This window comes from Micromonospora sp. C28SCA-DRY-2 (genome assembly GCF_030519475.1).
In the GTDB taxonomy this organism is placed as follows: domain Bacteria; phylum Actinomycetota; class Actinomycetes; order Mycobacteriales; family Micromonosporaceae; genus Micromonospora.
In genome coordinates, this window is record NZ_JAUMKD010000002.1 from 1,055,443 (window position 1) to 1,068,306 (window position 12,864).

At 75.4% G+C, this 12,864-nt stretch carries 11 protein-coding genes; 4 read left to right on the forward strand and 7 right to left on the reverse strand.

Annotated features, from left to right (window positions below):
- Positions 1-20: 20 nt before the first annotated feature.
- Entirely contained in the window at positions 21-536 is a 516-nt protein-coding gene (locus Q3W71_RS13400; protein WP_302919574.1) for an SUKH-4 family immunity protein, read from the forward strand.
- Here the strand turns inward: Q3W71_RS13400 and Q3W71_RS13405 are convergent.
- The 6 genes from Q3W71_RS13405 to Q3W71_RS13430 all read right to left on the reverse strand — a co-directional run bounded on the left by Q3W71_RS13405 (position 520) and on the right by Q3W71_RS13430 (position 8,415).
- Positions 520-1,371: a prenyltransferase/squalene oxidase repeat-containing protein gene (locus tag Q3W71_RS13405; protein WP_368050590.1), complete on the reverse strand. Its 852-nt coding sequence runs from the start codon at positions 1,369-1,371 to the stop codon at positions 520-522. The genes Q3W71_RS13400 and Q3W71_RS13405 overlap by 17 nt on opposite strands.
- 84 nt (positions 1,372-1,455) lie before the next feature.
- Positions 1,456-2,676 carry an adenylyltransferase/sulfurtransferase MoeZ gene (gene moeZ, locus Q3W71_RS13410; protein ID WP_302919576.1) on the reverse strand — a complete coding sequence of 407 codons (1,221 nt, stop codon included), beginning with the start codon at positions 2,674-2,676 and terminating at the stop codon, positions 1,456-1,458.
- An 89-nt stretch (positions 2,677-2,765) separates the two neighbouring features.
- Positions 2,766-3,500: a DUF3152 domain-containing protein gene (locus tag Q3W71_RS13415; RefSeq protein WP_302919577.1), complete on the reverse strand. Its 735-nt coding sequence runs from the start codon at positions 3,498-3,500 to the stop codon at positions 2,766-2,768.
- A 207-nt stretch (positions 3,501-3,707) separates the two neighbouring features.
- Entirely contained in the window at positions 3,708-4,610 is a 903-nt protein-coding gene (locus Q3W71_RS13420) for a DUF3152 domain-containing protein (RefSeq protein WP_302919578.1), read from the reverse strand.
- Positions 4,611-4,615: 5 nt separating this feature from the next.
- Complete coding sequence (locus tag Q3W71_RS13425) at positions 4,616-5,590, reverse strand: alpha/beta fold hydrolase (protein WP_302919579.1); 975 nt, start codon at positions 5,588-5,590, stop codon at positions 4,616-4,618.
- A gap of 23 nt (positions 5,591-5,613) precedes the next feature.
- The gene (locus tag Q3W71_RS13430) at positions 5,614-8,415 is read right to left on the reverse strand and encodes a hypothetical protein (protein ID WP_302919580.1); all 2,802 of its coding nucleotides are present in this window, start codon (positions 8,413-8,415) and stop codon (positions 5,614-5,616) included.
- A 149-nt stretch (positions 8,416-8,564) separates the two neighbouring features.
- On the opposite strand from Q3W71_RS13430, the gene Q3W71_RS13435 reads away from it, so the two are divergent.
- Both Q3W71_RS13435 and Q3W71_RS13440 read left to right on the forward strand, forming a co-directional pair.
- Complete coding sequence (locus tag Q3W71_RS13435; protein ID WP_088997317.1) at positions 8,565-9,203, forward strand: TetR/AcrR family transcriptional regulator; 639 nt, start codon at positions 8,565-8,567, stop codon at positions 9,201-9,203.
- 64 nt (positions 9,204-9,267) lie between these two features.
- Complete coding sequence (locus tag Q3W71_RS13440) at positions 9,268-9,495, forward strand: DUF3107 domain-containing protein (RefSeq protein WP_088997316.1); 228 nt, start codon at positions 9,268-9,270, stop codon at positions 9,493-9,495.
- Positions 9,496-9,649: 154 nt separating this feature from the next.
- Here the strand turns inward: Q3W71_RS13440 and Q3W71_RS13445 are convergent, their stop codons facing one another.
- Complete coding sequence (locus tag Q3W71_RS13445) at positions 9,650-10,303, reverse strand: ferritin-like fold-containing protein (protein ID WP_302919581.1); 654 nt, start codon at positions 10,301-10,303, stop codon at positions 9,650-9,652.
- A 322-nt stretch (positions 10,304-10,625) separates the two neighbouring features.
- Here Q3W71_RS13445 and Q3W71_RS13450 point away from each other — a divergent pair, with 322 nt between their 5' ends.
- Complete coding sequence (locus tag Q3W71_RS13450; protein ID WP_302919582.1) at positions 10,626-12,275, forward strand: DEAD/DEAH box helicase; 1,650 nt, start codon at positions 10,626-10,628, stop codon at positions 12,273-12,275.
- Positions 12,276-12,864: the final 589 nt, after the last annotated feature.

The following is a 12,864-nucleotide window of genomic DNA, read 5'->3' on the forward strand; positions in this document are numbered from 1 at the left end:
CGACCCCACGAAGGACCGTCATGGCAGCTGATCCCCGGTTCACCGCACTGTGGAGCGAGGACGAGCTGGTTCCGTACCCGCGCGAGGCGTGGCTGGAGGGCGGCTTCAGCCCGGACATGCTCCCCGCCGGCGACGAGATCCCGCTCGACGTGGCGGTGGTCTACACCGCCTACCTCGAAGGCGACATCGAGCTGTTCGACACGATCCAGCTGACCACCGAGGACGGGTCGCTGGACATCCGCCTGATCGTGGTCGGCGCGGTCGCCGACAACACCGACCTGCTCTACGTGCTCGACCCGAAGACCGGCGAGATCCTCCAGTTCGACCTGGCCGCCCGGGACGTGCAGGCGGTCAACAGCAACTTCCGCACCTTCGTCGAGTTCCTCTACCAGTTCGCGCTCTTCGTCGAGGCGGACGAGGGCAAGGCCGGCCGGGCCGAGCGGGCCGAGGTGCTGCGCACCACCCTGGAGAGCATCGACCCGGCCGCGTTCGGCCCGAACGCCTGGTGGCCGCTGGTGATCAGCCAGCTGAAGTGACCGCCGGGCGGCAGGCCCGGATCGCCCGTAGCGTGGTGTGCACGTCGAACTGGTGACCGTCGTCGCTGTCCCAGCCGCCGTCGCTGCGCTGGGTCTCGGCCAGCCGGCGGCGGGCCGACACCAGCAGCCACTGTTCCTCGCCCACCTCGACCCGGCGCAGCGTCGCGGCCAGCCATGCCGCGTCCGCCGGGGAGAGCCGGGGGACCCGCTCGGCCAGCACCGCCTGGATCCGCGCGGACTCGTCGTACATCCCCTGCCGGTGCAGCACCGCCGCGCTCAGCCAGCCGGCCGGCAGGAAGGACGGCCAGCTGCCGTCCGGGGCGAGCTGACCGGCGACGGCGTGCGCCGCCGCCTGCACCACCCCGGCGTACGCCCCGCCGACGCGGTGGTCGAGCGGTCCGGCGGCCCGGGCGTCCAGCCCGGCCACGGTCAGCCAGAATCCGGCGTTGGCGGTCAGGTAGAAGCGGGCCTCCGGGTCGCCCGGCCGGGCCCACTCGGGCGCGACCTCGGCCAGCGACGGGTCCTCGTCCCAGCCGCCGTCGGGCAGTTGCCGGGCGGCGAGCCAGTCCAGCGCCCGCCGCGCCGCGGGGCGGCCGAGCGCGCCCAGGTCGTCCAGCTCGGCCAGCCGGTAACAGGTGGCGTCGACGGAACCGACGGCGCCGTCGAGGGTGGCGGGCCAGCCGCCGTCGGGCAGTTGCCCGGTCTCGGCCGCGTCGAGCAGCTCCCCCGGGACCTCCGCGCCGGTGCGCAGCCGGGAGAGCCGGGCGCGGTCCACCGCGTCCCCGTGCGCCACGACGAAGCCGATAGCGGCGTCCAGATCCACCACGGCGGACACGCTACCTGCGCAAAGGCGATTCCGCCTCGGGGAATCGGCCGGGGTCGACGGGGCGCGTCGCCGCCGCCGACCCCGGCCGACCGGTCAGTACGCGGGCAGCGAGGGATCGATCTGCTTGATCCAGGAGAGCACCCCGCCCTGGACGTGGACGGCGTCCCGGAAGCCGGCCGCCTTCAGCGCGGCGAGCGCCTCGGCGGACCGGACGCCGGACTTGCAGTGCAGCACGATCTGCCGGTCCTGCGGCAGCTTGGCCAGCGCCTCGCCGGAGATGATCTCGCCCTTGGGGATCAGCGTGGCGCCGGGGATCCGGACGATCTCGTACTCGGCCGGCTCCCGGACGTCGACCAGGAAGATGTCCTTGCCGGCGTCCTGCCACTCCTTGAGCTCCAGCGCGGTGATGGTCGAGTCGACCGTCGCCTCCTGGGCCTCCACCGACACCGCGCCGCAGAAGTCCTCGTAGTCCTCCAGCAGGTCGGTGACCGTGGGGTTCTCGCCGCAGAGCACGCAGTTCGGGTCCTTGCGCACCTTGATCTTGCGGTAGGACATCTCCAGCGCGTCGTAGACCATCAGCCGGCCGACCAGCGGCTCGCCGATCCCGGCGAGCAGCTTGATCGCCTCGTTGACCTGGATCGAGCCGATCGAGGCGCAGAGCACGCCGAGCACGCCGCCCTCGGCGCAGGACGGCACCATGCCGGGCGGCGGGGGCTCCGGGTAGAGGCAGCGGTAGCAGGGGCCGTGCTCGGCCCAGAAGACCGACGCCTGGCCGTCGAACCGGTAGATCGACCCCCAGACGTACGGCTTTCCGAGCAGCACCGCGGCGTCGTTGACCATGTAGCGGGTGGCGAAGTTGTCGGTGCCGTCGACGATCAGGTCGTACTGGGCGAAGATCTCGCGGACGTTGTCCCGGTCCAGCGCCGTGTTGTGGATCTCCACCTTGACCAGCGGGTTGATCTCGCGGATCGAGGCGGCGGCGGACTCCGCCTTCGAGCGGCCGACGTCGGAGACACCGTGGATGATCTGCCGCTGGAGGTTGGACTCGTCGACGGTGTCGAAGTCGATGATGCCGAGCGTGCCGACGCCGGCCGCGGCGAGGTACATCAGCGCGGGCGAGCCGAGGCCACCGGCGCCGACACAGAGCACCCGGGCGTTCTTCAGCCGCTTCTGCCCCTCCACCCCGACGTCCGGGATGATCAGGTGGCGCGAGTAGCGGCGGATCTCGTCAACGGTCAGCTCGGCGGCGGGCTCGACGAGCGGGGGCAACGACACGGTGGACTCCCCGGGATCGGCGGTGGCGAACCGCGCCATTGTCGCTCGCCGGCGGGCCGGTCGGCCATGAGGAGGGACACGTAGCCCGCCATTCGGGAGCGGGAATAAAGCGGCCGGGCGGGGGATCGTCAGGGAACGATCTCGCCGGCGTAGCGCCGCCCCTCCAGCCAGGGCCAGGCGTACGCGACGCAGCCCTGGAGGCCGTACGTCTGCTGTTGCATCACCGGCGCCGGGCGTCCCGGCCCCGGGCAGGCCTCGTGGCCCTCGCCGAACTCGTGCCCAACCTCGTGGTTGATCACGTAGGCGCGGTACACCTCCAGCGGCGCCCCGTAGTCCGGCACCGCCTCCAGCCAGCGGGCCAGGTTGATGATCACCTTCCCGGGCAGCCGGCAGGAGGTGTACCCCTCGGTGGTCAGCCCGCCCTCGGCGCACATGACCTCCGAGGTGCGCGGCGTGGCCAGGTAGATGGTGAAGTCGGCGACCTCCGCGTCGGCCACCCGCTGCACCCGCCGCTCGCCCGCGGCGGTCCAGCCGCGCGGGTCGGCCAGCACCTCGTCGACGGTGGCGGCGAAGGCGGGGGCGTCCTGCCCGGTGCCCCGCTCCACCGCCACCCGGTAGCGGTGCAGCGGCCCGTCCGCCCCGAACACCGGCGACTCGCCCTCGGCGGTGGTGAAACTGCCCGCGCCGACCCGGGGATAGCCGGTCGGCTCGGTGCGCTGGTTCGCCCCGTACGCCATCGGGCCGGGACCGACGGACGGTGCCCGGCGCGGGGAGTCACCGGCCCTGGCCACCGCCACCCCGCCGAGGGCCGCGGCCAGCAGCACCAGGCCGAGCAGGACGGTGCGGCGGCGGCGTCGGCGCATCCGCACCAGCGTCGGCCGCGGGCGCGGCCGGGCGGAGCCGGGATCAGTCGGGTCGGAAGGGGACGACGACGTCATGCGGTCAGCGTCGCACGTTAACCGGGTATTTCCGCACGTTAAACACGAATGGGGCAAAGAGTATCTGCCCCTGTCGGCCTGTCAGCGAACTGTTTCCGATTCCTGCCCTTTGCTCCCATTACCGGTAATGGGCTATAGGGGCGGGCCGGCGAAGCGGCGACCGTCCCGGTACGGCCAGGGGTTGGCCACGCAGCCGTTCAGGAAGAGCGTCTGCTGCATCATCACCGGCGCCGGTCGCCCCCGGCCCGGGCACCGCTCGTGCCGGTGCCCGAGCTGGTGGCCGACCTCGTGGTTCACCACGTAGGTGCGGTAGACCGACAGCGGCACGCCGGCCCGCACGAAGTGCGGCACCGACAGCCGCCAGCGGTCCAGGTTGATGATCACCTTGCCCGACGCGCGGCAGGACGTGTACGGCCGCCCGCCGATCCGGATGTCCACCCCACCGGCGGCGCACATCCGCCGCGCCGTGGCCGCGGTGGCCAGGTAGACCGTGAAGTCGTACCGGGAGCGGGGGCCGACCTGCTGCAACCGCAGCCGCCCGCTGTCCACCCAGCTCCCCGGCCCGGCGAGCGCCGTCTGGACGGCCGCCCCGAACTCCCCCGCGTCCTCGCCGGAGCCGGCCTCCACGGCGACCCGGTAGCGCCGCAGCACTCCCGCCTCACCGAGCGCCGGGCCGACCCGGTCGTCGTACCCGAAGCTGCCCCGCCCGGCCGACGGCACCGGCCCGGGCAGCCGGAGCACCGGCGGCGCGGGCGGGCTGGCGGTGGCGCTCGACGTCGCCGCGACGCCGGGGGTCGGCGACACCGCCGGCGTGGGCGCGGAAACCACCTCCGGCACGACGCCCACCTCGGCGTCCGCGTCGCGCGGCCGGTCGGTCACCACCACCACCGCGGCCACCACCGCGACGACGAAGACCAACGCCTCCAGCGCCCGGCGGGACGCGCGCCCCGGGAAGCGGCGAGCGCGGGTACGGCGGCCGTCGGTCCGCGCGGCGCGCTGCTGGTGACCGGGAGCGGACCGGCGGGAGGAGGACATCCTGGTCAGCCTGCCATGTCGGGCCGCCGGGCGGTGTCCTCCGTTTCGGCGAGCAGTCCGACCACGGCGCGGGCCACCAGGCGCGGCACCTCGACCTGCGCCACGTGCCCGACCCCGTCCAGCAGCAGCAGCCGGCTGTCCGGGATCACCCGGGCCGTCTGCGGCGCCACCCGTACGTCGACCAGCCGGTCCTGCCGGCCGCCGACCACCAGGGTGGGCGCCCGGACCGAGCGGGCGAGCCGCCACAGCGACCCCGAGCCCGGCAGGTACGCCCGCAGGAAGCTGTAGACCAACCCGCGGAAGGTGCGCACGTACGCGGCCGCGTAGTGCTCGGCCTGGTAGCGGATCCGGATCTCCTCCAGCGCCTCCCGTCGACGCTGGTCGCAGATCCGGCTGAGGTCGGCCACGCACGCCTCCATCACCTGCTGGGCCATCACCTCGGGCGCCAGCTGGGCCAGCCGCCAGGCGGCCAGTCGCTCGCCCCGGGGGACCGCCAGTAGCGGCAGCATCCGGCCCTGCAACGAGCGGCGGAAGTCGAGGAACGGCAGGGCCGGCGAGATCAGGGTCAGGGTGCGGACCAGGTCCGGCCGGGTGCCCGCCACGTGCACGGTCACCGCCCCGCCGAGCGAGTTGCCGAACAGGTGCACCGGCCCCCGGCCCGAGTGCTCGATCCAGCGGATCACCCGCTCGGCGAAGGCCGGCACGGTGTACCGCCGGCCCGGCTCGCTGCGGCCGAACCCCGGCAGGTCGATCGCCTGCCCGTCGAGCCGGTCGGCGAGCAGCCCGGCCAGGTCGGTCCAGTTCTGCGACGAGCCGCCGAGCCCGTGCACGTAGAGCGCCGGCTCGGCGCCGGGCGCCGTCGCCGGAGTGTCCCGGACGTAGGTGACCGTCCCGTCGAGGCGTACCTCCCGGCCCGGCCAGGGCGGCGGGACCGAGTGCTCCGGGAGGAGGTGGTCCGGCCAGAGGGTGGCGCGCTTCATCGCTCCAGTCTGCCCCGGAACGCTCAGGCCAGCAGCGCCTCGAGCCGGCGGTTGACCGCGGCCAGGGTGGCCCGGACCACTGCCTGCCGGGGGTCGCCGGCGACCAGCGCCGACCCGGCCAGCTGTTCCACCCAGCCGTCGCAGACCAGCAACACCACCACCGTGGCCACCTCGCAGTTGCCGAACGGCACCACCGCCGCGTGCTCGACGAAGCACCGCCCCCGCTCGGGCGCGGAGACCGCGCCGCGGAGCAGTTCGTCCACCGCCGCCGCGGCGGCCACCGCGCAGAGCCGCAGCACGAAGCCGTCCACGGCCGGGCCGGTGGAGTAGCCGGTGGCGTTCTGCCCGCCGGCCACCAGGCGTACCTCCACGGTGGCGTCCAGCCCGAAGGTGCTCACCTGCACGTGGTCGATCACCACCCGGGGACCGGACGTGCCACCGGTGGCCAGTGGCCGGGAAGGGGCGGTCTCGGTGGTGGTCACCTGTCCGCCCGAATAGGAGCCGACGGTGGCCGGGCTGCCGGTGGCCGTACCGGCCGGGGCGGCGGAGACCGAGCCCGGCTCCTCGACGGTGGCCCGGCCCCGGTGCGGGGCGGCGGACTGCCGGCGCCGGCGCGGGGTGACCTCCGGCTCCGGTTCGGCCCGGCGCTCGGCCCGGGTCGGGCCGGTCTCCGGCCGGGCGCCGGGGACCCGGGGGTCGGCGGCCGGCGGGGCGCTCCGCGCCTCGGCGGCGCGGGGCTCGACAGCCCGCTCCGCGCGGGATTCGGCCGCCCGGGGCTCGGCGGAGCGGGACTCGACGGGGCGGGGCTCGGCCGAGCGGCGGCGCACCGGGGGCGGCGGCGTGGTGGGCAGGCCGGGCACGTTCTGCGGCGCGGCGGCCAGCCCCATCCGCTCCTGGAGCAGGCGGGCGACCTGTCGGCTGACCTCGGCCGGGTCGGCGCCGTCGGCCAGGTCGAGCCGCAGGCTGTGCGCGCCGGCCGGGGTGCGGCGCAGCGCCGCGTCCCGGACGCCGGCCACCTCGCGGACGGCGTCCAGGATGGCGTTGACGTCGAAGCCCTCCGGCCGCTCCCGCATCGGCGCGGGCTCGTCGTCGCGGCGCAGGTGGGTGGCGATGCGGGCGAGTTCCGGGGTTTCGGCGGATGGCTCCACGGCTGGCGGCTCCGGCACTACTGGCACGTCCGGCTCGGCCGGGACGCGCTGCGGCAGCACCGCCGACGTACGGTCCGGCAGCCCGTCTTCGGCCGGCCGGGCCGTCGGCACCGGTTCCGGAGCGGATCGGCGGGCCGCGTAGGGAGGGGCACTCGTCGGTGCGGGCGCGGGCGGAGTGCGGTCGCGGCGGGCGTCCCCGCTCGTGGCGGGCGCGGTGGCGGGACCGGTCGACGGGTCGCCGGGTGGTTCCGGCGGGGCGGACGCGGACTCGGCCGACCGGAACCGGAACGGTCGCATGTTCCGGGGCTCGTCCTCGGGCGGGGACGACGCGGCCGCCTCCGGGGCGTACGGGGACGGCGGCGCGCTCGACGGCACGGCGGCCGGCGGCCCGCCCGCCCAGGACGGGCGCTCGGCCGGCGCGGGCGCCGGGCGTTCGGCCGGAGCGGCCGGCGGCTCGTACGCCGGACGCCGTTCGGCCGGCGGCTCGTACGCCGCACGCTGCTCGGCCGGCGGCTCGTACGCCGCACGCTGCTCGGCCGACGGGCGTTGCTCGGCCGGCGGGCGTTGCTCGGCCTCGGCGCGGCTCGGCTGGTAGGGCCGGGTCGGCTCGGGCCGCGGCGGCTCGTAGGGGTGGACCGGCTCGGCGCGTACCGGCTCGTACGGCCGGTTCGGCTCGCTGGCCCAGCCCGGCGTGGACTCGTCGCGGGCGCGCCGGCCGGTCGACTCGGTCGCCTCTTCCCGGGCCCAGGACGGCGCCCAGCCGCTGCCCCAGCTCGGCCGGTTCCAGTTCGGACCGGACCAGTCGGGTTCGGCGGGCGGCGTCCGGTCGGTCGGCGGCGTGGCGGCCGGGCCGGCCGGCTCACCGGCGGTCAGCGCGCGGTCGAGGCCGGCGGTGCGATCGGTTCCCGGCGTGCCCGGGCGGGGCTCGGCGGCGGGCTGCTCCGGCGGGAACGGGTCGCCCCAGCCACGGGGGTCGACGGCGCTCGGCGGTTCGCCGGCCGCGGACCGGTCGACCGTCGGGGCGTGGAAACCGGGCGGCACCTCGAAGCCCGAGGCGGTCGTCCCGACCGGCGGAACCTGTACGGCGGGCGGTGCGGACGTGGGTGGGCCGGGCTCCGCCCAGCGGTTCGGCCGGCCGGCCGACGGGTCGTCGGACGCGTGCCGGGCCGGACCGGGCTCCGGCTCGGCGAGCCCGTGCGGCGGGGCGGGCTGCTCGGCCGCCGGGGCGGGGCGCTGCGCCGGCACCACGAGACGATCCCCGTCGGAGTCCCGGCGCGGTTCGCCGAGCAGACCGGGCGGGGCGCTCACCGGCGTCGCGCGGCCGGGCGGTGCGCTGATCGGAGCCGACCGGTCGGCCGGCGGCTCGGTCGGGTGCTGGCCGACGCCGTTGGTGTGCCGGCCGTTGGCTGCCCGGGTCGCCGGGGCGTCGGCGGGCAGGCCGGGCAGCGGTGGCGGCAGGTCGCCGTGCCGGGGCGAGGAGGCGCCCCAGCCGAGGGCCGGGTCGGGTTGGCGCCAGGACGGCGCCGGCTCCCGGGAACCACCGGTCTCCCCGCTCCGGGCCCAGCCGGCCGGCGCGGGCGCCCACCCGTTGCCGGTACGGGCCAGGTCGTCCTGCTGACCCGTCCCGTCGCCGTGCTCTCCCGGGGTGGCGGCACCGGGTTGCCCTGATTCACTCACCGCGCGCTCCTTGGTCGCCCCCGCTGAGGCTACCGTGTGGTGACAGTGGCGATAAGTTACAGCGGCGGGCCAATTCCGCGACGGGTCACGAACCCGGACCGGTTCGGGGGAAAAGTGCCGGCTCGTACACAGGAAACTCGGAGGTTCCCATGACCGCTGTGGGGAACGGCGCCCAGACCGCCGGCCGGCCCACGCGCCTACCCCGGTCCGCGCGCCGCAAGCAGCTGCTCGCCGCTGCCCAGGAGGTGTTCGTCGCACAGGGCTACCACGCCGCCGCGATGGACGACATCGCCGAGCGGGCGGGGGTCTCCAAGCCGGTGCTCTACCAGCACTTCCCCGGCAAGATGGAGCTGTACCTGGCCCTGCTCGACACCCACTGCGACGCCATCGTGGCGAAGGTGCACGAGGCCATGCGCGGCACCAACGACAACAAGGAGCGGGTCAGCGCCTCGGTCCGGGCGTACTTCGACTTCGTCGACCACGAGAGCGAGGCGTTCCGGCTGGTCTTCGAGTCCGACCTGCGCAACGACCCGGCCGTGCGGCAGCGGGTGGAGCGGGTCGAGCAGGGCTGCATCGCGGCGATCACCGACACCATCATCTCGGACACCGGGGTGAGCCGGGCGCACGCCGAGCTGCTGGCCTCGGGCCTGGTCGGCGCGGCCGAGACCGCCGCGCAGTTCTGGCTGGCCGGCGGCCGGCAGGTGCCCAAGGCCGAGGCCGAGGCGTTGGTGGCGGCGCTGTCCTGGCGCGGCATCGCCAGCTTCCCGCTGCAAGGTGAGTCAGCCTGACCGCCACCCCCGAGATCGGATAGCCTTCGCACGGCGGCTTTTTCGCCCCAGTTGAGGAGGCACCGTGGAGGTCAAGATCGGCGTGCAGTACGCGCCGCGCGAGCTGGTTCTGGAGAGCGCGCAGTCGCCGGCCGAGATCGAGCAGATCGTGACCGACGCCATCGCGAAGAACACCGGCACGCTGTCCCTGACCGACGAGAAGGGTCGGCGGGTCGTCGTCCCGGTCGACAAGGTCGCCTACGTGGAGATCGCCGAGGCGTCGCCGCGCGCGGTCGGGTTCACCGTCCGCTGAGCGGGCCCTCCGTCCGCGGCAGGTGACCGCGCGCACCTGCCGCGGACCACGCGGCACCGCCCGAGGCGGCACACGGCGAGCCACGCCACCAGCCTCCGCCCGGACGCGCCGGGCTGCGACGCACCGCGCGCCATCACCCCGGCGGGCCGGTGAGCTAGTTGTTCAGGCCCGCCGCGGCCATCCGCTCGGTGTGCGCGGCGGTCAGCCGGCGGAACAGCGCCTGCACGTCCACCTGGTCGCCCTGGGCGATCAGGGCGGTGAGCGCGCCCCGGTCGGCGGCGGCCACCCGGCCGGCCTGCGACAGCGCCTCGCCCACCAGCCGCCGCGCCCACATCGAGAGCCGGCCGGCCACCCGCGGGTCGATCTCGATGGCGGCCCGGATCTCGGCGGCGGCGAACTCGGCGTAGCGCGACTCGTGCAGCACGTCGAGGACGAGTTGCCGGTCCGGCTCGGCCAGCGCGCCCGCGATCTCGCGCAGGAAGTCGTCGGTGATGGCGTCGCCGACGTACGCCTTGGTGACCGCCTCGGCCCAGTCCCGCGGCTCGGTCGAGTCGTGGTACGCCTGCAAGGGCGCGACGTACGGGGCCATGGCGTCGTCGGGCAGCACGCCGAGCGCGGTGAGCCGGTCGGCCAGCCGCCGGTAGTTGCCGATCTCGGCGGCCGCCATCTCGCCCAGCGCCGCACGGCGGCGCAGATCGGGCGCGAGCCGCGCGTCGGCGGCCATCCGTTCGAAGGCGAGCAGCTCGCCGAGGGCCACCAGGCCGAGCAGGTCGACGACGGCGGGGCCGGGCGGGGCGGGGGCGGACACGAGCGCAGGCTACCGCCCGCCGACGAACCGTGGGGGACGCCGCGATCCGCCGGTATTTTGTGACTCAGGTCACAGAACCGGCCCCCGGACGCGGGGGCGGGACCCGGAATCAGGACGGGGTGCAGGCGGTTCAGGTAGGATGTAGCAGTTGCCGTGGGCGCCAATCCGGCCGGCCTTCGATCCGGTCGCACTCCGACCCGCGGCGCGCGTGCGGCCCGGTCCGGCTCGGCAGTCTGCCGCCCGACCGTGTGGCCCGCGCCATACCGATCGCGCCCTGAGGACATGACGGGGCGCACCCACGAGAGGGCACCCCCAAATCCATATGAGCGAGCTGACCCAAGACCTCATGGACGGCCAGGAACTGGCCCCCACCGCCCCGGTTCGACCGGAGGCTCCCACCTTCGCCCAGCTCGGCGCGCGTCAGGAGACCGTCGACGCGCTCGCCGACGCGGGCATCACCCGCGCCTTCGCGATCCAGGAGTACGCGCTCCCGATCGCGCTGCGCGGCAGCGACCTGATCGGCCAGGCGCCCACCGGCACCGGCAAGACCCTCGGCTTCGGCGTACCGCTGCTGGAGCGGGTCTTCGCCCCCGGCGAGGGCGGCGAGGACGGCCTGCCCCAGGCGCTGGTCGTCGTACCCACCCGCGAGCTGGGCCTCCAGGTCGCCAAGGACCTGGCCGCCGCCGGCCGCACCCGGGGCGTCCGGGTGCTGCCGATCTACGGTGGCGTCGCGTACGAGCCGCAGATCGACGCCCTGCGCAAGGGCGTGGAGATCCTGGTCGGTACCCCCGGCCGGCTGCTCGACCTGGCCAAGCAGAAGCACCTGCGACTCGACCGGGTGCACGCGCTGGTGCTCGACGAGGCCGACCGGATGCTCGACCTGGGCTTCCTCGACGACGTCGAGAAGATCCTCGCGATGCTGCCGGAGGACCGGCAGACCATGCTCTTCTCGGCCACCATGCCGGACCCGATCGTCGCCCTCTCCCGGCGCTTCCTGCGCCACCCGGTGACGATCCACGCCGGCCACACCGCCGAGACCGGGCCGTCGCCGCAGACCCAGCAGCTGGCCTACCGCACCCACTCGCTCAACAAGATCGAGATCGTGGCGCGGATCCTGCAGGCCGAGGGTCGCGGGCTGACCATGATCTTCACCCGTACCAAGCGGGCCGCCGACCGGGTCGCCGAGGACCTCGACTTCCGCGGCTTCGCGGTGGCCGCCGTGCACGGCGACCTCGGCCAGGGTGCGCGGGAGCGGGCGCTGCGCGCGTTCCGGGCTGGCAAGATCGACACCCTGGTCGCCACCGACGTGGCCGCCCGCGGCATCGACGTCAGCGGCGTCACCCACGTCATCAACTACGACTGCCCCGAGGACCAGGACACCTACACCCACCGGATCGGCCGCACCGGCCGGGCCGGGGCGACCGGCGTCGCGGTGACCTTCGTCGACTGGGACGACATGCCCCGCTGGCGGATCATCGACAAGACGCTGGGCCTGGACATGCCGGAGCCGCCGGAGACGTACCACACGTCCCCGCACCTCTACACCGACCTGGACATCTCCCGCGACGTCACCGGCACGCTGCCCACCGCGGAGCGCACCCGGGCCGGGCTGTCGGCCGAGGTCGAGGAGGACCTCGGCGGTGGCCGGTCCCGCCGGGGCGAGGGCCGGGGTGTCCGGCGCGGTGAGAGCCGCGGCCGGGAGCGCCGCCGGGGCCGCGGCGAGTCGGCCGCCGTGCCGGACGCCGCCGAGCCCGCGGCCGAAGGCGCCGCCGACGAGGCCACCCGCACCCCGCGCCGCCGCCGGCGCCGCCGGGCCGGCGAGGTGGTGGCCGGCGAGCCGACCGCGGTGATCAGCGCCGAGGCCGGCGACACCCCGGTCGCCGAGGGCGACGCCCCGAAGCCGCGCCGCCGCCGGCGCCGCCGTGGTGGCGGTTCCGCCGCCAGTACGCCGGCCGAGGCGACCGCCGACTGACCCGCGCACGACCCGACGTCCCCGTACCGGTCCCCGGTGCGGGGACGTCCGTCTGAGCGCCCAGCCGCCCCGACCAGCCCAACTACGTCCGCGGCGTGCCGCCGCCAGCATGGCAGCCATTTCGCCACGACGTGCCGGCCGCCGGCGAACCGGCCGCCCGAGCCACAGGACCGCCCGCCAGCCGACAGGGCCGCCGGCGAACCGCAAGCCCACCCACCCGCCAGCAGCGAGGCCGCCCACGGGCCGGAGGGCTGCCGGCGAACCGCAACGCGGGCCGAGCCGTGAGGCCGGCCGGAAGCGGCGACGGCGGCGCTGCGCGCGCTTTGCTCTGCTTCCACCCACGCAGCTCCTGACACCCGCCGTCGTCGCGCGGGCGGCACCATCTTCGGGTGCGTTTGTTGCGGCTCCAGCGACAACAGATGCACCCAAACCCGCGCACCACCTCCCCTGACGACGGCATCAGGCGCTGCCGCCTCCCGCCGCTGACCACCGCCGCCGGCGTTTGGGTGCAGGTGTTGCTGTCCTAGCGACAACAGACGCACCCAGAGGCGCGAGATCCCGTCGGACGGCATCGGGCGTGCGGTGGCGC

Bases quoted from the DNA above. Each gene is read 5' to 3' on its own strand.
- Q3W71_RS13400 (WP_302919574.1), top strand. From the start codon at position 21: ATGGCAGCTGATCCCCGGTTCACCGCACTGTGGAGCGAGGACGAGCTG.
- moeZ (WP_302919576.1), bottom strand. From the start codon at position 2,676: ATGGCGCGGTTCGCCACCGCCGATCCCGGGGAGTCCACCGTGTCGTTG.
- Q3W71_RS13415 (WP_302919577.1), bottom strand. From the start codon at position 3,500: ATGCGCCGACGCCGCCGCCGCACCGTCCTGCTCGGCCTGGTGCTGCTG.
- Q3W71_RS13420 (WP_302919578.1), bottom strand. From the start codon at position 4,610: ATGTCCTCCTCCCGCCGGTCCGCTCCCGGTCACCAGCAGCGCGCCGCG.
- Q3W71_RS13425 (WP_302919579.1), bottom strand. From the start codon at position 5,590: ATGAAGCGCGCCACCCTCTGGCCGGACCACCTCCTCCCGGAGCACTCG.
- Q3W71_RS13435 (WP_088997317.1), top strand. From the start codon at position 8,565: ATGACCGCTGTGGGGAACGGCGCCCAGACCGCCGGCCGGCCCACGCGC.
- Q3W71_RS13450 (WP_302919582.1), top strand. From the start codon at position 10,626: ATGAGCGAGCTGACCCAAGACCTCATGGACGGCCAGGAACTGGCCCCC.